The organism is Cylindrospermum stagnale PCC 7417, from assembly GCF_000317535.1.
Taxonomy (GTDB): Bacteria; Cyanobacteriota; Cyanobacteriia; order Cyanobacteriales; family Nostocaceae; genus Cylindrospermum; species Cylindrospermum stagnale.
The window spans coordinates 3718905-3742500 of sequence record NC_019757.1 but is presented as its reverse complement, the minus strand read 5'-3'; the positions used below and the strand labels follow the sequence as shown (position 1 = coordinate 3742500).

The 23596-nt window shown below is 41.5% G+C and carries 18 protein-coding genes, 1 rRNA gene and 1 pseudogene (1 of these 20 running past the window's edge); 7 read left to right on the top strand and 13 right to left on the bottom strand.

The features are described from left to right. Nucleotides 1–890 (bottom strand): 16S ribosomal RNA (locus tag CYLST_RS15545); it reaches 599 nt to the left of the window's first position. Between the two features lie 1630 nt (nt 891–2520). On the opposite strand from CYLST_RS15545, the gene CYLST_RS35955 reads away from it, so the two are divergent. The 5 genes from CYLST_RS35955 (at nt 2521) to CYLST_RS15525 (ending at nt 8827) form a co-directional block, all read left to right on the top strand. After that, entirely contained in the window at nt 2521–2712 is a 192-nt protein-coding gene (locus CYLST_RS35955; protein ID WP_085960616.1) for a TnsA endonuclease C-terminal domain-containing protein, read from the top strand. Next, entirely contained in the window at nt 2703–2996 is a 294-nt protein-coding gene (locus CYLST_RS35950) for a hypothetical protein (RefSeq protein WP_041233123.1), read from the top strand. Before CYLST_RS35955 ends, CYLST_RS35950 begins: the two co-directional genes overlap by 10 nt. Nucleotides 2997–3370: 374 nt before the next feature. Beyond that, nucleotides 3371–6085 carry a TnsA endonuclease C-terminal domain-containing protein gene (locus tag CYLST_RS15535; RefSeq protein WP_015207964.1) on the top strand — a complete coding sequence of 905 codons (2715 nt, stop codon included), beginning with the start codon at nt 3371–3373 and terminating at the stop codon, nt 6083–6085. Between the two features lie 2 nt (nt 6086–6087). Then, the gene (locus CYLST_RS15530) at nt 6088–7257 is read left to right on the top strand and encodes an AAA family ATPase (RefSeq protein WP_015207965.1); all 1170 of its coding nucleotides are present in this window, start codon (nt 6088–6090) and stop codon (nt 7255–7257) included. Between the two features lies 1 nt (nt 7258). Then, nucleotides 7259–8827, top strand: a complete 1569-nt coding sequence (locus CYLST_RS15525; protein ID WP_015207966.1) for a TniQ family protein — start codon at nt 7259–7261, stop codon at nt 8825–8827. Nucleotides 8828–8984: 157 nt separating this feature from the next. Here CYLST_RS15525 and CYLST_RS15520 read toward each other — a convergent pair whose 3' ends face one another. After that, nucleotides 8985–9344 (bottom strand): YkgJ family cysteine cluster protein, encoded by a 360-nt coding sequence (locus CYLST_RS15520; RefSeq protein WP_015208674.1) that lies wholly within the window; start codon nt 9342–9344, stop codon nt 8985–8987. 174 nt (nt 9345–9518) lie between these two features. Here CYLST_RS15520 and psb30 point away from each other — a divergent pair, with 174 nt between their 5' ends. Then, nucleotides 9519–9653, top strand: a complete 135-nt coding sequence (psb30, locus tag CYLST_RS15515) for a photosystem II reaction center protein Ycf12/Psb30 (protein ID WP_015208673.1) — start codon at nt 9519–9521, stop codon at nt 9651–9653. A gap of 74 nt (nt 9654–9727) precedes the next feature. Here psb30 and recJ read toward each other — a convergent pair whose 3' ends face one another. From recJ to CYLST_RS15500, 3 genes are all read right to left on the bottom strand, one after another. Next, on the bottom strand, nt 9728–11806 hold the full coding sequence (gene recJ / locus CYLST_RS15510; protein ID WP_015208672.1) for a single-stranded-DNA-specific exonuclease RecJ: 2079 nt from the start codon (nt 11804–11806) through the stop codon (nt 9728–9730). Between the two features lie 69 nt (nt 11807–11875). Continuing rightward, entirely contained in the window at nt 11876–12301 is a 426-nt protein-coding gene (locus CYLST_RS15505; protein ID WP_015208671.1) for a hypothetical protein, read from the bottom strand. Between the two features lie 541 nt (nt 12302–12842). Beyond that, nucleotides 12843–13055, bottom strand: coding sequence for a hypothetical protein (locus CYLST_RS15500; protein ID WP_041233122.1), 213 nt, complete (start codon nt 13053–13055; stop codon nt 12843–12845). Between the two features lie 429 nt (nt 13056–13484). On the opposite strand from CYLST_RS15500, the pseudogene CYLST_RS35945 reads away from it, so the two are divergent. After that, nucleotides 13485–13670, top strand: a pseudogene (locus tag CYLST_RS35945) (VapC toxin family PIN domain ribonuclease); the annotation flags it as partial. A 38-nt stretch (nt 13671–13708) separates the two neighbouring features. On the opposite strand, the gene CYLST_RS15495 reads toward CYLST_RS35945, so the two are convergent. From CYLST_RS15495 to CYLST_RS15460, 8 genes are all read right to left on the bottom strand, one after another. Beyond that, a complete protein-coding gene (locus tag CYLST_RS15495) occupies nt 13709–14377 on the bottom strand; it encodes a chemotaxis protein CheB (RefSeq protein WP_015208670.1) in 669 nt (222 codons plus the stop codon). A 476-nt stretch (nt 14378–14853) separates the two neighbouring features. After that, on the bottom strand, nt 14854–15684 hold the full coding sequence (gene pstB / locus CYLST_RS15490) for a phosphate ABC transporter ATP-binding protein PstB (RefSeq protein WP_015208669.1): 831 nt from the start codon (nt 15682–15684) through the stop codon (nt 14854–14856). 79 nt (nt 15685–15763) lie between these two features. Next, nucleotides 15764–16663: a phosphate ABC transporter permease PstA gene (gene pstA / locus CYLST_RS15485; protein WP_015208668.1), complete on the bottom strand. Its 900-nt coding sequence runs from the start codon at nt 16661–16663 to the stop codon at nt 15764–15766. Between the two features lie 5 nt (nt 16664–16668). Next, a complete protein-coding gene (gene pstC, locus CYLST_RS15480; RefSeq protein ID WP_015208667.1) occupies nt 16669–17610 on the bottom strand; it encodes a phosphate ABC transporter permease subunit PstC in 942 nt (313 codons plus the stop codon). 37 nt (nt 17611–17647) lie between these two features. Next, complete coding sequence (locus CYLST_RS15475; protein ID WP_015208666.1) at nt 17648–18649, bottom strand: PstS family phosphate ABC transporter substrate-binding protein; 1002 nt, start codon at nt 18647–18649, stop codon at nt 17648–17650. An 85-nt stretch (nt 18650–18734) separates the two neighbouring features. Next, on the bottom strand, nt 18735–19883 hold the full coding sequence (locus CYLST_RS15470) for a sulfate ABC transporter substrate-binding protein (RefSeq protein ID WP_015208665.1): 1149 nt from the start codon (nt 19881–19883) through the stop codon (nt 18735–18737). A gap of 617 nt (nt 19884–20500) precedes the next feature. After that, a complete protein-coding gene (sbcD, locus tag CYLST_RS15465) occupies nt 20501–21754 on the bottom strand; it encodes an exonuclease subunit SbcD (RefSeq protein ID WP_015208664.1) in 1254 nt (417 codons plus the stop codon). Nucleotides 21755–21967: 213 nt separating this feature from the next. After that, nucleotides 21968–23554, bottom strand: coding sequence for an iron uptake porin (locus tag CYLST_RS15460; protein WP_015208662.1), 1587 nt, complete (start codon nt 23552–23554; stop codon nt 21968–21970). Between the last annotated feature and the right edge of the window lie 42 nt (nt 23555–23596).

Genomic DNA, 23596 nt, shown 5'->3' with positions numbered 1-23596 from the left:
CACCGCTTGTGCGGGCCCCCGTCAATTCCTTTGAGTTTCACACTTGCGTGCGTACTCCCCAGGCGGGATACTTAACGCGTTAGCTACGGCACTGCTCGGGTCGATACAAGCAACGCCTAGTATCCATCGTTTACGGCTAGGACTACTGGGGTATCTAATCCCATTCGCTCCCCTAGCTTTCGTCCCTCAGTGTCAGTTGCGGCCTAGCAGAGCGCTTTCGCCACCGGTGTTCTTCCTGATATCTACGCATTTCACCGCTACACCAGGAATTCCCTCTGCCCCGAACGCACTCTAGCTATGTAGTTTCCACTGCCTTTACAAGGTTGAGCCTTGCTCTTTAACAGCAGACTTACATAGCCACCTGCGGACGCTTTACGCCCAATCATTCCGGATAACGCTTGCATCCTCCGTATTACCGCGGCTGCTGGCACGGAGTTAGCCGATGCTTATTCCTCAGGTACCTTCATTTTTTTATTCCCTGAGAAAAGAGGTTTACAACCCAAGAGCCTTCCTCCCTCACGCGGTATTGCTCCGTCAGGCTTTCGCCCATTGCGGAAAATTCCCCACTGCTGCCTCCCGTAGGAGTCTGGGCCGTGTCTCAGTCCCAGTGTGGCTGATCATCCTCTCAGACCAGCTACTGATCGTCGCCTTGGTAGGCTTTTACCCCACCAACTAGCTAATCAGACGCGAGCTCCTCTTCAGGCAGTTAACCTTTCACCTCTCGGCACATCCGGTATTAGCCACCGTTTCCAGTGGTTGTCCCAGACCTGAAGGCAGATTCTCACGCGTTACTCACCCGTCCGCCACTATCTCCGAAGAGACCGTTCGACTTGCATGTGTTAAGCATACCGCCAGCGTTCATCCTGAGCCAGGATCAAACTCTCCGTTTTGTTGTGACTCGAGTTTGTTGGCTCCGAAAACTTTATGTTTCGGAATCCTCTATTTTTTCGATTCCGTTTTGGGTAAACCCAAACTTAAATCTCTTGACGAGGTATGGTTGTCTTTAAACTTTCAAAGTATTTTTTTTTCTCGGTTCGGCGGTTGGGGCGCTTGCCCTTCACCTCAATTAATATAGCAATACCTTTTCTGTTCTGTCAAGGGGTAAACCATTTTTTTTTCAGCAACCTGGACTGACTAACATAGAGGCTATAAGGCAGACTGAACAAGGGCTATGAAGGCTGACGGTTAGTATGGTGATCCATAAGTATGAACGAGATTACAGCGATTTTCAGATGAATCCACAGTGAGAGAACTAGAGCCAAGCATCCTCAAAGGAGATTTCCTCGGTAAAAATCTGCGCTTAGACTTGGTTGCTCACCTCTTGGGGTTGAGCTTTTGCGTCCCGTAAACACTGCTTGGTGCTTTGACCAAAACAATTTAGTGAGTGAGTGAAGGATATATATAAGAAGGTGTGAGACACTCCACCTCACTCGAAGCCAAACATTCACCCAAGGTGGAAAGGGAAAGTGATTGAGGTATTTGTGTCATGACGAAACTCGCTTGGGGCTGAAGACAATCCCAGAGGGTTTACTTGCAGCCAAAGAATTCAAAATCAAAGGGTCTTTCATCAATTGCAAGTCAAAGTTTTTATTTGTCCGGTGTGGTGGAACCGTGGAGTGGATACAGTTTTTCTAAAAATTTTTACGTATATTGTCTAAGTGTTTTAAGTTGTAAGTGCTAGAGTAGTGTCTTCTTCTGTCAACATACCTCGCCGACCAACAACTATCTTGACTCAATACCAAATGGGTACGCCCACTTAAGGCAACGTTCTGAGCGCGGCGACGAAATCTTTTTCATCGCCAATCATCCCAGCGGCGGGATAGGCGCGGGGCACTGTTCCAGATTTAATAAAATCTTTGCTAAGTGTGACGATCGCTCAATCTCTGACCAATGGCAGCTGCTGCAAGCAACTGCCCAAACGCTCGGCATAGTTACCGGGGTGAAATGAGCAGTGATACCAAGACTTGCGCTAAGGAATTGATGAGCCACTTTCAATACTGCGATCGCCACGGATAAAACTGTACCAATTCAAATTTCAAAAATTTAGGAGCTTCAAACCCTTGCTGTGCCGTATTAAATTGTTGCACCAAATAAACTATAGGTTAATTGGTACATTGAGAATTGCCAAAAATATCGATTGACAGAATGCTTGCCCAGTGTCGGTGAAAGGATAAGATTGCCGCCACTGGAACCATAAGATTGCCGCCACAGTGGCTGAGATGCTGATGTTTTCGTTAGACGCTGTTAGTTATTTTTAAGCAATGGGAACCATAACATTGCCGGATAGCAAAATTGTCACCATAAGCTTGCCAAAAATGTACTTTCTTAAGATTTCAAATCGGTAGTAACAAATACAATGAACTGAAGCACTCAGACCAGTGTCGAGAGCAATGAATCGGGTGACAGCACTCCTATCACTGCTATAAAAACAAGACATATATTGTGAGTTGCGTCTTCAACTCAAATTTCAGGGGGAGAAAAAATGCTCACACCTGACGAGGCCGAAATCGTGTTGATAGTATAGATCCGAATCAAACACAACTTATAAAAGCAATAATTCAGGAACAACCTGGAATAACTCTGAGGGAATTGCTCTATAAAGTTAATAAAGTTAGTGCAGATGAAATTTACCAACTGGTTGCCACTGAAAAAATTTATGTGGATTTAAAGGCAACCGCAACCGAAAGCTACCCCAACAGACCTTGGAACTGATAGACAAGTTCATAAAACAAGCCTACGAAACGCACAAACAGAAGCGCAAGTATAAAGTCTATGGAGCTTTTAACAATGCCTGTGTAAGTGCTGGAATTTCTCCCGACCAAATTCCCAGCTACAAAACATTTATTAACGAAATAAAACGGCATAGTGGTTGGGAACAGACAATATCTCGTGAAGGACATCGGGCTGCCTACCCACAAAAACCTTTTTACTGGGAATTAGAGCTAACGACACCGCGTCACGGAGACCGCCCGTTTGAGATTGCCGAAATGAATTAGAAGCATAAGCACGTAAAAACGGCAATCTTATCCTTCCACCGACACCCAGTGTCGGTGGAAGGATAAGATTGCCACGCCTGGAACCATAATATTGCCGCTACAGTGGCTGAAATGCTGATGTGTCCGTTAGACACTTTTAGTCATTTTTCAGCAATTAGAACCATAATATTGCCGTCAAGCAAAATTGTTACCATAAGCTTGCCAAAAATGTACTTTCTTAAGATTTCAAATCGGTAGTAAGAATTACAATGAACTGAAGCGCTCAGACCAGTGTCGAGAGCAATGAATTGGGTGACAGCACTCCTACCACTGCTATAACAACAAGACATATGTTGTGAGTTGCGTCTTCAATTCAAATTTCAGGGGGAGAAAAAATGCTCACACCTGACGAGTTTGATAGCTGGTGTAGTCGTCAAAACCTATCGCTACTAGGGCGCAAAACTCTCGCCGACATCCGTTCAAAAGAACCTGCACGGCGTGTAGGAGGAGGGAGAAAAAATGTGTCAGGTTTTTACCCCAGTAAAAAGATGGGGCAAACCATCCAATTTGAGTCCCACAAAGTCGAGCTTCCCTTCATTTACTCACTGGAGCATGATGAAGATATCTTAGAATTTTACGACCAACCCCCTGCATTCAAGATTAATTATCAAGGAGTCTCTGGGCGAAATATTGGATTCTTTTACACCCCAGACTTTTTTGTCATCAGAACAAACAGTGCTGGTTGGGTAGAGTGTAAAACTCTAAGTGAACTCAAATCGCTGATTTTTAAACACCCCCATCGTTACAGTAAGGGAGAAGATTTGAAGTGGTATTCGCCACCAGCATCTGAACACGCAGCGCAGTTTGGATTTGACTTTCACATCCAGTCAGATGACCAAATTAATTGGGTTCTATATCGCAACATTACCTTCCTAGAAGACTATTACCGAAATTGTGTTGATAGTATAAATCCGAATCAAACACAACTTATAAGAGCAATAATTCAGGAACAACCTGGAATAACTCTTCGGGAATTGCTATATAAAGCTAATAAAGTTAGTGCAGATGAAATTTACCAACTGGTTGCCACTGAAAAAATTTATGTGGATTTAAAGGCAACCCTCTTGGTTGAGCCAGAACGGTGCAGAGTTTTTTGTGACCAACTTTCGGGAACAACTTACAACTTGATGGTTTCGTCGCAGACCATCGCTGATTCTATCAGTTCCCCAGTTATAAATTTGATTCCCAACACGCCAATTAATTGGGATGGTCAAAGCTACAACGTGGTTCAAATTGGTCATACCGAGATTACTTTGCGTGCCAGAGAAGGAGACTTTATTGATTTGCCCATTTCTGAGTTTGAAAGTAAAATTCGGCAAGGAAAAATCACAGCTTCTCAACTCCAACAGTCCAACTGTAACGATGACCAAATAAAGTCTATTCTGCTCCAAGCCAGTTCAAAAGATTTAGAAGAGGCTAATCACCGCTACAGAAGTATTGAACCAATATTGCTGGGACAACCACTAGAGAATTCCACAATATCAGAACGTACCTTAAGGGATTGGTTAACCAAATATCGGCAAGCACAACAAAAATTCGGCTATGGGTATATCGGGCTTTTGAGTTGCTCTAATAAAAAAGGCAACCGCAACCGAAAGCTACCCCAACAGACCTTAGAATTAATAGACAAGTTCATAACACAAGCCTACGAAACGCACAAACAGAAGCGCAAGTATGAAGTCTATGGAGCTTTTAGCAATGCCTGTGTAAGCGCCGGAATTTCCCCAGACCAAATTCCCAGCTACAAAACATTTATTAACGAAATAAAACGGCGTAGTGGTTGGGAACAGACAAAGGCACGCGTTGGACATCGGGCTGCCTACCCACAAAAACCTTTTTACTGGGAATTAGAGCTAACGACACCGCGTCACGGAGACCGCCCTTTTGAGGTTGGTCATATTGACCACACAAAAATGGATATAGAGTTACGGTGTTCACTTACAGGTCAAGTTCTTGGCAGACCTTGGGCAACATTTTTGGTGGATGCTTACAGTCGTTCAATACTGGCGGTTTATTTGACTTTTGACCCTCCCAGCTACCGCAGCTGCATGATGGTGCTGCGGATTTGCGTGATGCGTCACTCTCGCCTACCCCAAATAATTGTGACGGACAACGGCAAAGAGTTTCACAGTAACTATTTTGAGAGCTTGTTGGCTTTGTTTGAGTGTACACTCAAACATCGTCCTCCTGCTGCTTCTCGATTTAGTGGAGTTTGTGAACGCCTATTTGGAACGGCAAACACCCAGTTGCTCTACAACTTGGCTGGTAATACACAGATTACTAAAAAAATTAGGTTGATGACCAAATCTGTCAATCCTAAAAATTTGGCAGTTTGGACACTTGGCTTATTGTATTTATATCTCTGCGAATGGGCTTACTCTGAGTACGACACAACAGAACATCCGGCATTAGGAATTTCTCCAAAACAGGCTTTTACTTCAGGAATATCCCAGTACGGAAGTCGCGCTCACCGACTAATACCTAATGACGAAACCTGGAGAATTTTAACCTTACCAACGACACAATCCGGGAAGGTAAAAGTGCATCCAGCTAAAGGGATACAAATAAGGAGCATTCACTACTGGAATTCAGCCTTTCGTGACCCTTTAATCCAGAAAACTGATGTAGAAGCCAGATATGACCCGTTTGATGTTGGAATTGCCTATGCCTATATCCGTGGTCAATGGGTTAAATGTATTAGTGAATATTATGCAATTTTCAAAGGACGCTCAGAAAAAGAAATTTGGCTGGCGACTGCTGAGTTACAAAAGCGTAACTCTAACCATGACAAACAATTAACAGTGAGAGCTAAAAAGTTAGCGGAATTTTTATCAACTGCTGAAGCAGAGGAAGTTTTACTCACGCAACGTTTGCGAGATGCTCAAGGTAAGGAAGTATTTCAAGTTATTAATGGAGTCAGGCAAAAAGAAAGTTTTTTGGAGCAATTGAATATCGCAGAAGAGATTAACAATAATAACTCAGAATCGTCTCCTACATCCGAAAATATAGCGATTAAACCTCATCGGCTTCAATCTTTCGATTCTTATTAATCATGTCTAAATCCTCTAAATTCCCTCAATCTCTACTGTTGCAATCACCGCTAGTGCGGTTGGCTTTCTTCGATAACTATACAATGGCACACCCTCGGTTAGAAGAAACCTTCAATTTACTCAAGCTTTTGGTTAGTAATTCTGGTGAATCACGAGTTATTTTTATTTACGGGCCAACTGGAGTTGGTAAAACAACCCTGCGGCTGCTGATTGAAAAGTGGCTGATTGAGACGAACCAACACGAATTAGAAGCTGACAGAGGTTGGTTGCCAGTTGCATCAGTTGAGGCAGTAGTTCAAAAATCTGGACTTTTCAATTCAAAAGATCATATCAAACGCTGCTTATTTGCCCTTCATGAACCATTAATTGACCAGAAAATAGACTATGGGACGCGAGGTATATATCGTAATAGCAATGGGCAAATTGTTATTGAATCAAAAGTTATTGAAACTGACTTGGGATGGGCATTAGAACAAGCTCTCAAGCATCGTAAACCCAAAATTTTTTTTATTGATGAAGCTCATCACATGCTGATGATAGCTTCCGGGCGCAAGCTCACAGATTTACCAGAAGCTATTAAGTCCCTTGCCAATAGAACAAGTGTTGTGCATGGGTTAGTTGGCACCTATGAACTGCTCACCTTACACGATGTAGGGGATCAATTGAGTCGGCGTAGTGCCTATGTACACTTTCCCCGCTACCGTGCTGACTGCACCCAGGACAGGGAGATATTTCAAAGCGTGGTGTGGGGTTTTCAACTGAATATGCCCCTTGTTGAGGAGCCGGATTTAGTTTCTCATTGGGATTACTGTTATGAGCGAAGTCTCGGCTGCGTAGGGATTCTCAAAAATTGGTTTCAGAATGCGCTCTTCGATGCCATGACTGAAGGTGCGAACACCGTTAAAATTCAACATTTAGAACGGCGTGCCCTATCTGTTGCCCAATGCCGGAACATTCTCAAGAAAATTAAGGAAGGTGAAAACAATCATGCACAAATTGAAGCAGAAGTTTCTCAACTGCGTGCAGAACTTGGTTTGCCATCTTTAGGAGCCGTTGCAGATGATTCGGAGTCACAGACATTGAAAACTCTACAATTAGGTACTCAAAAAGGACGTTTAAGAAGAAAACCTGGACAACCCAAACCCAAGCGGCATCAAGTAGGCAATCAGTAATATGCTCTCCGAGACGCTCAAACTTTACCCGTCGTGGGATATTGAGAAAACTGCCATCCCACAAAGAAGTCGCTTATATCATCTAGAGCCAATTGGTATAGGAACTCCTGATGTAGAAAGCTTAACAGGCTATGTGCAAAGACTTGCTCATGAACATTGCGTCACTGTTAGACGGTTGACTATAACCGAAATTGCCCCACTTATGGGCAAAGAAGCAAAATTGCAAGATGAAAGTATTAGCAAAGTATTTGGGACTGGCAGAGATAGAACAGCGTTTAATGGAACAGGGTTGATGGCAACTAATCTTGTGGGTGCAATGTCTGCTCTAACTAGGCGTTTGGACTTGCACTACCTTACCCTGTTACCTTGGGCGCAGGTCATTTCTAAAAGAGGCTTGCTCCGTCGTCACCGGGCTTGGTGTCCCAAATGCTACCAAGAATGGCATGACAATCACACAAGCGTTTATGAACCACTTCTCTGGTCTATCAATACTGCCCAAGTCTGTCCTTACCATCATCAACCGTTGCAAGAGCAGTGTCCTTACTGTCATCAACAACAACTGACAATTTCTGGGGACTCCCGAACCGGACACTGTAATAAATGTGGTAAATGGCTGGGAAATAACCGACACAAAACTGTTGTCACAAGCCAGATAAAGTCAGAAGCAGAACAGAATCGGCAATTGAATATAGTTAACAATTTGGGAGAGCTAGTTGCAGTAACACCTACTCTCAATTCTCCTCCTAATCTTCAGAAAGTTAGTAATACAATTTCTACCTACATTTTGCAAGTTTTGAAATCTAGTATCCCTGCATTTTCTCGGCAATCTGGGATGAATAAGGCAACAATTGGTTTGTGGTGTAAAGGAGAAGTAATACCTCAAATTGATAATCTTTTGGTTTTAACTCACTATTTGGAAATATCGCTGTTAGATTTCTTAACAACAGACGTATTATTAGCTGACTCAAAAAACATTTTTCTGGAAACGGAACTGAATGTAGTTAAGCAGCCAAGAAAATCTTATAAGCACTTAGATTTGGAGAGAAAACAAGTTTTAAATGTAGTTCTAACAGAGGTACTCAAGGAATATCTTGCACCTTCTTTGGAAAATGTGGCACTTCGTTTGAGATATCGTCCTTTAGTTCTACAATATCATTTTCCTTCTTTATGTGAGGAAATAAAAATTAGACATACTGAGTACAGAAAGGTAAGTCAACAGCAAAAAATACAACCTATTCTGGAAGCAGCACTCAAAGAATTTCCACCTCCTTCACTTCTTTCCATTAATCGACGACTTGGCTATAAAAATAACAGCTATTTATACCGATATTTCTCTGAACTTTCTCGCGAAATCTCTAAGCGGTATAAAGAGTACCAGAAAGCTAGTGGGCAAGAGAAAAGAGAACGCATATGCCAAGAAATTATTGATATTGCTCAATTTCTTCATGAAACAGGACACAAGCCGACTCAAGCTAGGGTGACTAAGCTTCTCACTAGGCCAGGAGTCATGCTGAGTTGGTATGCTAAGAAGACTTTACGTGATGTTCAAAGCTCTCTCGGCTATGAATGAACATGATCTATACCGGAATGAATGGCACGCTTGTTTATTTGGAAGCATAATTTTGCCGAAATCAATTGGAAGCATAAGCACGTAAAAACGGCAATCTTATCCTTCCACCGACACCCAGTATGGGTTACAGCCTTAGCGTAACTATCTGTACGATTGCTCATTTGACCCCTATACCAACAGCTTGGTCAAAGCGCAGCATTTCTAAACTGCGATCGCCATATACTCCTTCTATTTGCTCACGACAGCAGTCTATAGCAAATTCATTGAGTTCTTCTGGCTCAATCCCATACATATCCTGAAACGCCTCTACCTCCACACGGCAGAAACGCGGACGGTGGTCATAGATGCGGCATTCTCGCGTAGCATGGTCGAAATTAACGCACCATCCCTCCTCACCTACCATACTGAGATACACTTCCAGTTCTGTTGGTGAGAGATACTCATCCAAGTCTGGACGCTCTGCTGGGTCAAGATGACAGCAGGCTCCACATTGCTTGATACATTGCCAAGTTGCCATTTTTTTCTACCTCTCTTGAAAACCTGATCCTGAAGCTATTTTACGTTTTTGTGATTTTTTTATAATTTTGTTAAGTAAATTAAATGCTGTAGTCCGTCGCCAGATATGATCTATTGCGGGTTTGGCAACAGAGTTATTGAATTTTTTAAGACACTTGGGAGGATAAGAGGAAAAATGTTTGACGCTTTATTTAACACTTTCGCTGGCATCAATTGGGAAGTTGTTTTCCAACTGCTCTCTGTAGGGCTAATTGTGATTGCTGGTCCAGTGGTAATTTTTGTGCTGGCATTTCGCAACGGCAACCTGTAAGATTACTGATTGCGTCCTTGCTGAATGCTGAGTGACTGAAGTTAAAAAAATTTTTGAATTCAAAACTCATTAACTCAGCAAGGAAGCACTGATAAAGCCTGAAGAGCAGCTTGGATAATGCCGTCATACACTGGTTGAGATAAATCAACCTTTTTGGCGTCTTCACGATTGATGCCTAGTAAGCCGATTGTATCTCCTGGCTGCATAACTAAAACTTTGCCTTCAGGATTTTTAATTCTTAACTCCGACCCAATAGCGTTTTGATAAACGCCACAAGTGTATTGACGCTGCTTGTGTTCAAAGCTAGCGCGTAGAGGTACTGGTGGTGAAGCAAATATGTGAGACAAATTTGGGAGTCTGACGCCGATTAACTCCATTTCAATGGTGGTGTTGCCATTAAAGTCATTTTCTCGGAGTTTGTAAGCGATATCTACTCGTGGCGGTAGGGGGAAGTAGTCGCGCCAACGCCAGGCGATCGCTTTAATTTTATATTGCTGATCATCGACGGTTTGGGCCAGAGTAAGTTTAATGTGACCTTTACCAACGATTGATTGCTCTACAACTTGGACATTGGGTGTCCAAAATACGGGATCTGGGTTGTCGATACCGCAGGGATGGAGAGCGTTTAGCTGTTGATAAAGCTGATGATTGATTTCGTTGAGATTCGCTTGGGCATCTATTTTCAGGAGTGGTTTGAGGTGTTGGGGTTCTAGACAGCCGTTAGCAAACTCACTCAAACGCGATCGCAACACGAGCAAATTTTCTGCTGGGAAAGAAAATCCCCCCGCAGCTTTGTGTCCACCAAACTTACCGAGCAAGTCGTGACAATATTCCAAAGCTGAAAACACATTAAACTCAGGAATTCCCCGTGCTGAACCGCGAATGTGTTTCTCATCTTCATAAGTGCCAATAAACACAGGGACACCGTAGCGTTCCACCAACCGAGAAGCGACAATACCAATAACACCGTGGTGCCAGTTGGGTTGGACTACGACTAATACGCGGTCGAATTGCAGAGACGTGGCATATAAATCTTCTACAACTGCGATCGCTTGTTGCTCAATTTCCTCGCACATTTTTTGGCGACTGAGGTTTATTTGTTCGCACTGCATTGCTCTCTCCAGTGCTATCCCCATATCATCAGTAGTCAGCAACTCAATCACCGTCTGGGGATTGCCAATCCGACCAATAGCATTAATGCGTGGCCCCAGACGAAAACCAATATCTTCAGGCTTCAACGTTTTGGCATTTTGGGATTGAGAAGAATTTCCTCCTTGTCCCTCTCCCCTGGCCTGCACTCCAGCAACCTGAATTAAAGCCTGCACCCCAGGTAACTGGGATTTAGGTAAATGCTTCAAGCCACGCTTTACCCAGCGACGGTTTACACCAATTAAAGGCGCTAAATCGGCGATCGTTCCCAATGTAAACAATGCCAACATCGGCTGAATCAATCCCTTAGTTTCCCCTAACTGTTGCGCTAGAGACACAGCCAGAATATAGGCAACACCAACACCAGCCACACCCCGATAAGGTGAAGATTCGGCGATTAATTTGGGATTGAGGATAGCGTTAGCTGGTGGCAATTTTTGGGGAATATCGTGGTGGTCGGTGATAATTACCTTTAGACCAAGCTCTCTAGCTCTAGCAACTGGTTCATAGGCCGATATCCCATTATCTACAGTCAGAATTAGTCCTACCCCTTCGCTGTGGAATTCTTCGACAATGCGTTTGTTAATGCCATAGCCTTCATGCATCCGACTGGGGATGGCGTAATCTACCTGAGCACCTAAAGCGCGGAGACTCCGCAGTAGTAATGCCGTACTAGTCATACCATCTGCATCGTAGTCACCACAGATGGCAATTTTCTCTTGATTAGCGATCGCCTCTCTCAACAACTCAACACTCATCGCCAAGTCTGGGAAGTCTTCTAACGGCGAAGGCAAAACCAAAGATTCTGGATCTAAAAATGCTTGTGCTTGTTCTGGTGTTTCAATACCACGATTAATCAGCAACTGGCTGACAATCGGGGAGATATTTGTCAAAATAGCCAGATGTTGAGCAAATTCTGTTTGCTGCGGGTATATCTGCCAACGCTGATTAGGTAAGCGCTTGCCAGGTTTTGAGAGTTCAGTTACAGGTCGGTCTACTAGCACAATCGGAGTTAGGCGCTTTGAGTTTTAAGTTATGAGTTTTAAGTAGTTTCATAACTCATAACTCATAACTCATAACACGTTTACACGACCATCGTTGAGAATGTATATAGAGCGATCGCCTGGGTTGCTACGACCGGGGCGAATTTCTACGCGCAATGTGCCAAAGTTGGGTTTAGAAACAATTGCTTTGAGTGGCCATCCTTTTTCATTCCAGAAGATCACAGAAAGATTCGGCTGCAAACTATCTCCTTGGGCAAATTGCAATTCTTGTCCTGGTTCCAGGGAAATTGGCGGCGTTCCTGGAGATTTCTCCAGTTTTACTAAACTATATGTGCGGTTCACCACTTCCAAGCGAATGTATTGACCAGGTGTAAACTGAATTGGCGGCGTACCACACCGAGAAGCACAAGTACCAGCCAATGTAACGTCAGAGTTATTGGTTGAGGTCAACACCAGGGCTGTAGCAATTAAGGTTGCAGATATTAACTTAGACATGGAATCACATTTATAGCTATGTCGATTTTAATACTTAAAGTTAACACTATAAATACAGGAATGCTTAAACATACTTTCTAATACCAGATGATTTCACAGTATTATTTCACCCGTACCCTTTTTACAGAGTAATTGTAACAGTTAGGTTCTTCACCACCAAGTCGCATATCAGCGGATCTGTCTCCACAACGGTTAATATTTATATCATAATCGTAGGAACATTCACATCCCATTCCTACCATAGATTCGCGGACTGGTTCTCTCCCAGTAATAACTGTTTTATAGTGTGGTTCGTTAGCAATACTACAATTTCGGAGTATAACAAAAACTAGCAAACCAGTACCCCAACTTATCCAATTTTTATTTTCCAACGCACCTAACTAAAAATATTTCAACATTAGCTAAAATAGATCAATGGCAACTCACAGAAGGGCTACACAACGAATGTCAAACAAACTATGAAGCCCTATACGATTGTATTTTATTCGACCGCATCAAGAACCGTCAACACATAGACAGTTAGTATAAACTTTTATAGTGCTTATCCTAGAGGATGCTTAGTATATGATGAATATAGTTTAGTAGCACTTATAGTACCAAATTCTTCAGTAAATAAAGCAACAGCCTGATTATTTTCAGGAAAAAGAATCACAAAGTTTTTGTCTGTTGAATTATAGTCTAATTGCAATAATTCTATACCTTCATACTTTGCTACTTTACTAGCCCCTTCTTGTAATCCTTGTGTAGTTACCACTATTCCTCTGCTTGCTCCCACATCTTTAATTATATAAGCAAATGCAGCTATTATATTTTGTTATAATGCTGCACTTTTTCGGATTTTTTGCGTTTGTAGTGTTTACATTCAACCAAAATACGCTGTTCATTGATGTCATCACCATAAGCGTCTACTTGCCAATTTGTACCAGATTTACCAGGCAATTTTTCTTTAGGTTGAATTTTAAAATCTTTTAAGTTCAGGTGTTTTTCTAAATATTTTTTAACTACTTTATCATTAAGAATACTACTTGTATATTATTCATATTTTCGCCAGCTTGTTTGTTTTATCAACATAAAAATTTGGATTTCAAATATTAGGATTTAAGTGTGATTACTCTGCTCTTGTGATAGATGTTTTAAATAAAGTGGTAAATTAACAGGAATAGGAACTACATCAGAAAACCCATCAGACTATCAAAGAATCCAAGAACTTAACACAATTTATCAAGATTTACCCGCAGATTTCACCGATTTATCGCTTATTGCCATTTCCGAAAGATTAAACATTTCTGCTATTGCCACTCTAGACAAAGACTTTAATATTTATCGCCGCTATCGCAAGCAACCATTTAATCGCATATTTTTACCTTAATTAGACGAGAAAAATCCTGCAAATCCAGTATTATAAACTCAGTCGCTGTGTTTAAAGTCACGGCTAAAGCTTGCCAGTTTCTCTGCAATTTTTTGCGGGGTTAAAACAAAGTCTACGTTACCTGTGGCCACGGCGGTATTGGGCATACTGTCGAATTTTGCCGTTGCTTCACACTGAGAAAAAGTCATGCCGCCCGCCTCCTTAATCGCTGTCAGCCCCAGTGAACCGTCTCCATCCATCCCAGATAAGACGACTGCGATCGCTTTGGTTCCGCGATCAATTGCCAAGGATCTCAAGAAGGCATCCCCCGGCATATATTTTCCTGAAACCTTCTCGCGGGGCGAAAGTTGCAGCACCCCTTGAGACAATATCATCTTGGTGTTGGGTGGAATAACATAGACATGGTTCTTTTCCATAACCATGCGATCCCTCACCTGAGTGACCGGCAGTTGAGTCGCCCTCGTCAGAATTTCAGCCAGCTGGCTCTTGTAATTGGGGGATAAGTGCTGAATCAGCACAAATGCCATATCGGTATCCGTATGTAAGTATTTGAGCAACTCAGTTACCGCCTCTAGCCCACCGGCCGAGGCGATAATGCCAACGATGGGGAATAAGACATCATTATTATTGTCTTGCTGCTTGGTATCAGACTCAACAGCCGAAGTTTTGGATGTCGGCTGCTGAGAAAGCTGATCAACTGAAGTCATATGATTGCTATAGAAATCCTATCTAATTTATATTAGCGAAGAAAGCGCGACAACGCATAAATTAACTTTGTTTAACGTAGATGCGGATGGAGCACTTCAACCTTACATAAAATCATAGCAAATTGACAGGAGAAAACTTTTGACTTTATGGTTGTCAGAAGTAATCTCCCTCAATCATTAAGTTTAAAAAACTGGGCTTACTTGCTTACAAGCAAAGAAACCCAGTTTTTTAGTCAACCATAATTTTTGAAAAAACAGCCTTTAATAGTAACCTACTCGTATAGGACTAATATTTGATTTTTGAACACCTGATCCAGCCAAAGCCTTGCGTGACAGGGATTACAATCTCAGTATTTTTAGTGAAATTTAAGTAGGATTCCTATATGATGCCCTGCCTCAGCAGATATTACCAAATTAGAAACATTCAAGATAATCCCATATCGACTGCAAAATTTCAGGCAAATTATCATCCGTTCTTAACCAAACCGTCCACTTATATAGTCCTCAGCTTCTTTGGTTTGAGGAGAACTAAATATTTGAGATGTAGGACTGAACTCGACTAATTTTCCCCGACGTTTGCCATGCTCATCAATTTCTGTATTGAAGAAAGCTGTCCAATCTGCCACTCTGGAAGCTTGCTGCATATTGTGAGTCACCATAATGATGGTGTATTGCTGCTTTAGTTCTAAACATAGTTCTTCCACTTGACGGCTAGAAATTGGGTCAAGAGCAGAGCATGGTTCATCCATCAATAATACATCTGGCTTCATGGCGATCGCTCTGGCAATGCACAGCCGTTGCTGTTGTCCACCAGATAATGCAGTACCTTTCTCTTTGAGTTTATCTTTAACTTCATCCCAAATAGCAGCACGTCTGAGGGACTCTTCCACCAACTGATCAACGTTACCTTTGTAACCATTAGCACGTGGGCCAAAGGAAATATTTTCGTATATTGACTTGGGGAAAGGATTCGGTCTTTGAAAAACCATCCCTACTTGTCGTCGTAACTTCACAGAATTGATTGTGGGATCGTAAATATTGCGATCGCGATAATTCAACCTACCCTCAACCTTAGCTCCAGGAATTAAATCATTCATCCGATTGAAGCAACGCAGTAGAGTGCTTTTACCACATCCTGAAGGGCCAATAAAAGCAATAATTTGTTTTTCAGGAATCTTTATGTAGACATCTATAAGTGCCAGAAAACCACCATAATATACCTTCACGCCTTCAACATTAAATACCGAATTATTCTGTTGGTTAATTGTGGAATTATCTGATTTACTTCTACTATTGCTATAGGTCACTTTTCTTGCCTCCTAATAACTGTGAATCCGGATTAATGCCGTAAAAATTGTCAAAAAAGCTATTTAATTGCCTCGTTACTTAACGTATTGAAAAGCGTTGTCGGATATAAATAGCCACACCATTTAAAAGTAAAATCAAGAGCAACAACGCAATAATTGTCGCTGCTGCTGCATCAGCAAAACCCGGTTCAGGACGAGTGATGTAACTGTAAATTTGAATGGGTAACGCCATAAATCTCTGAAACAAACCAGGGTCAAAGGTGAGAAAACCCACAGCACCCACCACAATTAGAGATGCTGCATCACCAATGGCGCGAGATACAGAGATAATCACCCCTGTGAGGATACCGGGAATAGCGTAGGGTATGACATGATTGCTGATAGTTTGCCATTTAGTAACACCTAATCCGTAAGAAGCATTTCTCAGGGAATCTGGGACAGCACGAATTGCTTCTCTAGCTGTCACAATAATTACTGGTAAAGACAGTAAAGATAAAGTCAATGCTCCAGATATCAAAGCGGGGCCAAAGCCAAGCAAATAATTGAAAACTCCTAAACCCAGCAATCCATAGACAATAGAAGGCACCCCCGCCAGATTGCTGATATTAATCTCAACAATCGCTGTCCACCAAGCTTTAGGCGCATACTCTTCTAGATATAAAGCTGCTCCAACACCAATTGGGACAGTGACAAAAATGACAACAATTACTAAAAGAATGCTGCTGATAATCGCAGGACGGATACCACCTTGGTCAGGAAAACGAGAAGGAGTTTCTGTGAAAAAGCCAGGGGACAAAAATCTAGCTAATCCGTCTCGGAAAATATCAAAAAGTAGCAATGCCAGGACAAATAAACCAATCAGCAATCCTAACAAAAAAAGTACTTCAAATACTTTCCCTAAAGTCTCCCTACTCTCAACATTATCACTAAATTCTGCCGCCGAATCGAGAGAATCATCTTGTTGATAACTTGTAGCCATGACTATTACTCGTATTTTTCTTTAAAGCGATTAGCAATCCAGTAACTAACAATATTCAAAGCTAGGGTGATGAGAAACAAAACAGCACCGACAGCATATAATGTCTGGAAATTGAGACTACCACGCGGACTATCTCCACCAGAAATTTGTGCCATGTAAGCCGTCATTGTTTCTACTGATTCCGCAAAGTTAACAGTAAGTTTTGGCTGTTGTCCGGCGGCTATAAGGACTGTCATTGTTTCACCCACAGCGCGAGAAATAGCCAAAATAATTGAGGCTATAATTCCCGAAAGCGCGGCTGGTAGAACTACTTTAAAAATAGCTTCCAGTTTAGTGATACCTAAAGCGTAAGCTCCTTCCCGCAAAGAACGTGGAACAGATCGAATAGCATCTAAGCTGATGGAACCAACAGTAGGAGTAATCATTACCCCCATCATTAACCCTGCACTCAAGGCGTTAAATATTTCTACAGGAATAAAATTCCGCAGCAATGGTGTGAGAAATAACAGCGCAAAGTAACCATAGACTACAGTTGGTATTCCTGCTAAAAGTTCCACCGCTGGGCGTAAAATTGCTGCTACTTTGGGTTGAGCATACTCACTCAAATAAATAGCAGAAGATAAGCCCAAAGGAATAGCAACTGCCATAGCAATAGCTGTAGTCAAAAAAGTGCCGCTAATCAATGGCCAAACACCAAAATGTCTATCTGCAAATAAAGGCGTCCACTTGGTATCAAGAAAGAATTGGGCAAATGAAACTTGTTGAAAAAACCCGAATGCCTCCTGAAAGATAATTACAACAATACCAAAGGTGGTCAAAACAGAAACTAGAGCACAAGCAAATAAAATTGCTGAAATGATCTTTTCTGAAATATCTTCAGAAGCATTTTTCTCTAATGACTGCCTGAATAGTTGATGAGCATCGTTTTCAGAATTGGTATTTTGCATAAACAGTTAAAACTACCTACAATGACTGGGATTTTATTTAGATAAAGTTTGTGATTGGTTCACCTGGTTTTGCTTTTTTGAATTTTGTCCCAGTTTCACCAGTAGCAAATTTTCGTTTTACCTTGACGTAAGCTTCATCTGGTAATGCCACATAACCAACACTATCTACCCACTTCCAAGAATTTTCCAGGTAAAAATCTACAAACTCTTTGACTGCTGGCTTGTTATCTAAGGATTTTTTACTGACATAAATGAAGAGGGGACGAGACAAAGGTGTGTAGATATTTTTGATCACATTATCTACCGGAACAGGTTTTTCACATTTTCCTGTGGGACTTTCTACAGCTACTAGATTGAGTTTATCTTGGTTTTGAATGTAGTAAGATATCCCAACATAACCCAAGGCAGATGCATCACCTGACACCCCTTGCACCAGGAGGTTTTGATTATGACTGGGAGTGTAGTCTGTCCGTCCATTCTTGGCTTTGCCAGTCACAGCTTGAGTCATATAATCAAAGGTTCCAGTATCAGAAGCTGGAGCATACAGCTTGAGTTTTTGGTTAGGAAACTTGGGATTAACTTGATTCCAAGTTAATATTTTACCGTCTGATTTAGCGCCCCAAATCTTGCTTAATTCCTTAATAGTTAGACATTTAGCAAAATTATTTTCGCGGTTAGTAATCACCGCGATGCCGTCTAAAGCTATGGGCAACTCGACAAATTCAATTTTTTTGCTGCTACATTTTTTAATTTCTTCATCTTTAATGGTACGAGAAGCACCAACAATATCAATATCGCCAGCACAAAACTTACTAATACCGCCACCAGTACCACTTGAGGCAACGCTAACTTTAGCGTTTGGTTTAACCCTTCCATATTCTTCAGCAACTGCCAAAGAAACAGGAAAACCTACCGCTGCACCGTCAATACTTACCTGACTTTTCAATTCCTGTCCGCTGTTACAACCAGTGATACTGCTGGCGATAAGCATTAAACATGTTAGGAACAAGTTATCCTTAAATCGGCTACGAAAGCTCATAAATTATTAATTGAGATCAAGTGAATGATAATCATTTATGCTTTGATATCTGCAATTTTATAATCTTGCCTGAAAAAATTAAATGTCATGTTTTCTTAGCAGCTTGAATTTTATCAAAAATTGCCCCATCTCCAAAAAACTTTTTCTGGATATTGTCCCAACCGCCGAAATCTTGAGATGTGAATAAAGTCTGGATTTGAGGATATTGTGATGCTACTTCTTGAGTAACAGTCGGGTTAACAGGACGATATTGTAATTTAGCAAATTCGCGTTGAGCTTCTGTCGAGTAAAGGAAATCAACAAATGCTTGTGCCACTTTCCTTGTACCGTGCTTATCAACGTATTTATCGACTACGGCTACAGGATTATCAATAGAAATATTGACTTGGGGTACAACATAAGGAAGTTTCTTCCCATTCTTTTCTGCCAAAATTACCTCATTTTCGTAGTTAATTAAGACATCTCCCTGATTTTGTTGGAAGAATAAATCGCTAGCCTCACGGGCATCTTTCGTCAGCACAGGGATATTTTTATAAACTTTTGTGACGTAATCTAGCGCTGCCGCTTCGTCACCTCCTGTTAAAGTTATAGAACCCCAGAAAGCCAAGAATTCCCAGATAGCAATACCAGAAGTTTTTGGGTTAGCCGCAATCACTTTCACGCCATCTTTTGCCAAGTCTTCCCAAGACTTGATGCCTTTGGGGTTGCCTTCGCGGGTGACAATTGCCGCAACCGATTTGCTAACAATACCACTTCTCGGAGATTTTATTTCCCAACCCGATTTAATCAAGCCTGCTTGCTGAATTTTGTTGACATCCAAGGGAAGTGCCAGATGTACTATGTCTGCTTCTTGCTCCCCAGCAATGATAGCAGCCGTTTGAGCGCCAGAACCTCCATAACTCTGGTCAAAAGTGACGTTTTGGTTGTGTTCTTGCTTCCACTTTTCTACAAATTTGGGAATTATCTGGTCATGAGCTGCTTTAGTAACTGAGAAGGAAACGAGCCTAAGTTTTATATCATCTTTGCTACCTAAGCTATTTTCAGAGCAGGCAGCAACTCCCATACACAAAAAAATACCAACTAGAAACAAGCACATAAAAGAGTTTTTACGCAACCAACTTTTGTTTATTCGTTGATACCAAAGTTGTATAGACTGCAAAATTTGCCAGACATAAACCTGTGTTTTCTTAATTAGGTAAAATCCTAATTGTGTTGGATGTTGTGACTTGCTCATCAGCATTTCCTCCCAAAAAGTACGGTAACTTGAGCGGAATTCCGTAATTGTAGCTATTATAGGGCAATATTCACAATATTTTTACCAGCAGCCTTTTTTTTACCGCCCACTTACTTACTGCATTTTGATTACTCTGAAGAAATAACACCCACATTCCGCATCCTCAACTGTCATAGACCCACAAAATTTGCTGAAAAATGGTACTTATGTACTAAAGGACTCGATTTGTGAATTCAAAGTGCGATTGTCTACTCCAGAAGCGCTGACTTTTTCGGACACACTGTTCGCGTTCGCGCCATCGCCAGTTGAAAAGATTAAGTAGTATTGTGACTAAAGTCGCGTAAACCACTCGTATTTGGTGCTTAGAGAGAAAGGTATTTGCAAAAAAAGCCGGGTTTTTCACTTTCTAATAGAAAAACCCGGCTTTTTTCATAGTCTGAAAACTTTTCTTAACATCCTGTTACAAGGAATATCTAACAGTGGTAACAACTCGACTTTTCTTATCTCGTAAAGCTGTTTTTAAGACCAATTCCCAAAATTTGCCTACCTAAAAGACAAACCGCCGTTTGTCCCTCTTGGGGAACAATATGATAAATGTTCGCCTTTTTCAAAAAAATTTAATTAGGAGTAGCCGATTCGAGCCAGATTTCTGCCTCATCTGCTAGCAAATTATGTGCTGCTTCTAGCATTGATGCGGCTATGTCTTTGAGGTCTTCGCGATTTTGCAAGTAAGTTTTCAATGCTTCCATCGGGTCAATGCTGCTACTCGCACTCAATTCGGGTATACGAGGTCTAGCCAACTGGCTGAGTAATTCTGGTTGGATAGTGTAGGTGTGAGCGGAACTTAAAGCAGTATGCAGTGAGGAGTTATCAATCAGATCCAACTGTTCTGATCGCAGTTTGTAAATTAACCGGACTACAGCATCTTGTAGATCATGTTTTGCGATCGCTTTCATTAATACCGCTTGCGGATCATCAGCCTTTGACACATCCACCTCAATCGTGCGGAAAGTCCGAGCTGGTAAGGGGCAAAATTCCCAATCAGCCCTCAGACGCTCCAGTTCAATCATCACATAACCTTTATCTTCCTTTTCTTCGCTAAAATCCACCCGTTCAATGCTTCCTGGATAAATCACAGGCGGGTTGTTGGATTTATGCAAATTCTGGTGCTGATGAACATGACCCAGCGCGACATAATCAAAACAAGGTCGTGTTAGCAAAGATAAAGGCAGAGTGAAACCTTTACCCACCGCTAAAAAGCGTTCTGCGCCCAAGGTAGCATTGTCAGCCATCAAGTGAGCCAAAAGCACAGTTGGCACATCGGCATCAAGGCGGCGAATTTCTGCTTCTAAAACAACTTGCAGACGTTCCGTTAACAATTGACCTACTTCCGCCAAAGACAAACCCTCAGTTTCTTGGCGAGTCATCAAAGTAGAACGAGTTAGCCAAGGAAGAGTGATCACTTGTACTTTGCCATTGCGGGTTTTGATGTGGTGGGTAGTTAAAGTATCCCCGACGATAAACCCCGGCACTCCCAAGGTGCGGTAAATATTTAAACTCGCTCCTCCCTGTCCTTGAGAATGTTGGTCATGATTACCCACCAGCAGCACTGTGGGAATATTGGCATCTACCAAACGCCGAAACTGGCTGGCAAAGGCTCCTTGGACGTAGGGTGGCGGTGTGGCATCAGGAAAAGCATCGCCGCCAAATATAACTAGATCCACGGGATCTGCGATCGCTCGGTCAATACACAATGACAAAGTATTGACAAAATCTTCTAACCGTGTATTTAATCCCGTCACAGGATTAATCCGTCCGTGGGAGAAACCGCTACCCATGTGGATGTCGGAGAGATGGAGGATTTTAATCATAATTAGCCAGTGGTCAGTTGTTTCTAGTCTAACTACTAATGATTCCTGACAACTGACTAAATATCGCCAGCGAGAATCTGTGCATCTTTAGACGTGTAGAGTGTCAACAAGGTTATGGCAGATGTTCCCATAGCGTGACTACCAAAAAAATCAGGTAGAAGAACACCTACCAAGAGTGGTTTATTGTTAATTTTTAATTCCAAGAAAGCGGTACTAGAAGTTAAAGGTTGTCCGAACAGTACCGACATAAATGGAATCATTACTATCATCATGTTCCGGGCTTGTAATCACAAACAACCCCGGAGTTATTGCCAGATTATCAGTGATTTGAAAGTGGTAAAAAGCTTCTAGATGTAAAGATGTATCTTTATCCTTAAAGATACCACCGAAACTATTATAAGTCACTTTGGGGGGTTGACCAACCACAAAACCGGCAAAGCTACCTTTTTTACCAATATCTCTGAGACTTAGCAGCATTGCCCATGTCGAGATCATAGCATTTGCATCTGTTGGTAAATCTTCTGCTTTGGCATGAATAAAACCAACTCTACCACCGAGGGCGATAGTTGGGTTAAGTTGCCAAGCTGCTTCTGCACCAAAAGAATTAGCAGTAATTGTATTTGCCTGATCATCAAACGGATCGCTGGTTAATTCGCTGCCGGTGCCTGTATTCAAATTGTTGCGAGAGTAGACGTAGGTAAAACTAAGCGCTGTTGTTTTAGTAGGTTCGAGTGTGAGTTGTGCGATCGCACCATTAGGACTAGCAAAAATTCCCCTTTCTGAATTAGCTGCATTACTAGCAATATATCCCAATGAAAAATTAGCAGCATCATTCAAATTATGAGAAATACCAACACCGACTCCACCACCTTGCCGTCGAATCGGATTTTCTCGTCCAAATGTAGAAATCGATCCATCTCCACTACCGCTAAATAGAGGATTGATACTAGGAACTAAATCACCTAATCCTCCTCCCAACCCATACAAAGTTATCCGGGTTTCTTTACCTAACGCCAACCTATATTTTATTTCATCTAATTCTACCTCATTGTCATCATCTCCATCAAATCCCAAATTTGCCATTTTAGTACCAGTGGCATCTTCCAACTCTGGTGTATTTCTGCCTTGTAAACGCACTTGCAATTTATCTTTACCTGTGAAACTGCTCTCTAAACTGAGACGGACACGATTACTGAATATTAAATTATCATTTATTGGCTTATTAGTAGTTTTAGCTTTTTGTCTGCCAGCCAATCCAGTCACAGCAAAAATAATCTCTCCCTCTAGTTCAATATGGGGTAAAAACTGCGGCGTCTTTAATGTATTAATATTGGTTTCTAATAAATTGACTCGGTTATCAAAAATCTTTAACTCTGCTGAGAATTCAGTTTTTAATCGCTGGATCTCAGTTAAACTTTCTCGATCAATAAGATTAGACTTTTCATTGATAATTAACTTATTTATACTGACGATACAAGTATTGAGTCCAGCCGCAAATTGGTATCGGTTTAGCCTTTGATCAGAAAAAGCCATATCTTCAGATAACCGATTCATACAATTATACTTTTCAACCAATGCTTGTAGTGTTTGAAATTTCCAACTATCCACACTAATATCTGACAATCGAGAAACAGAGTTGATTTGATTTAAGGCATAATTATCTGAGTTAGATTGATTGAAATTATCAATGTCTGACACTGATTGAATAGGTGCAGCATTAACTTGAGTTATGTTTTTCAACGAGCAGGAAATAATTAAACCAATCAAAATAATTTTTAGTAAGCAACTCAAATTATTCAAAGCAATCTCCTGTAATACTATTTTAAATTTTGGATTGTGAAA

Coding starts and splice junctions, on each gene's coding strand:
- CYLST_RS15535 (WP_015207964.1), top strand. CDS start 3,371: ATGCTCACACCTGACGAGTTTGATAGCTGGTGTAGTCGTCAAAACCTA.
- CYLST_RS15530 (WP_015207965.1), top strand. CDS start 6,088: ATGTCTAAATCCTCTAAATTCCCTCAATCTCTACTGTTGCAATCACCG.
- CYLST_RS15525 (WP_015207966.1), top strand. CDS start 7,259: ATGCTCTCCGAGACGCTCAAACTTTACCCGTCGTGGGATATTGAGAAA.
- CYLST_RS15520 (WP_015208674.1), bottom strand. CDS start 9,344: ATGGCAACTTGGCAATGTATCAAGCAATGTGGAGCCTGCTGTCATCTT.
- psb30 (WP_015208673.1), top strand. CDS start 9,519: ATGTTTGACGCTTTATTTAACACTTTCGCTGGCATCAATTGGGAAGTT.
- CYLST_RS15505 (WP_015208671.1), bottom strand. CDS start 12,301: ATGTCTAAGTTAATATCTGCAACCTTAATTGCTACAGCCCTGGTGTTG.
- CYLST_RS15495 (WP_015208670.1), bottom strand. CDS start 14,377: ATGACTTCAGTTGATCAGCTTTCTCAGCAGCCGACATCCAAAACTTCG.
- pstA (WP_015208668.1), bottom strand. CDS start 16,663: ATGGCTACAAGTTATCAACAAGATGATTCTCTCGATTCGGCGGCAGAA.
- pstC (WP_015208667.1), bottom strand. CDS start 17,610: ATGCAAAATACCAATTCTGAAAACGATGCTCATCAACTATTCAGGCAG.
- CYLST_RS15475 (WP_015208666.1), bottom strand. CDS start 18,649: ATGAGCTTTCGTAGCCGATTTAAGGATAACTTGTTCCTAACATGTTTA.
- CYLST_RS15470 (WP_015208665.1), bottom strand. CDS start 19,883: ATGAGCAAGTCACAACATCCAACACAATTAGGATTTTACCTAATTAAG.
- sbcD (WP_015208664.1), bottom strand. CDS start 21,754: ATGATTAAAATCCTCCATCTCTCCGACATCCACATGGGTAGCGGTTTC.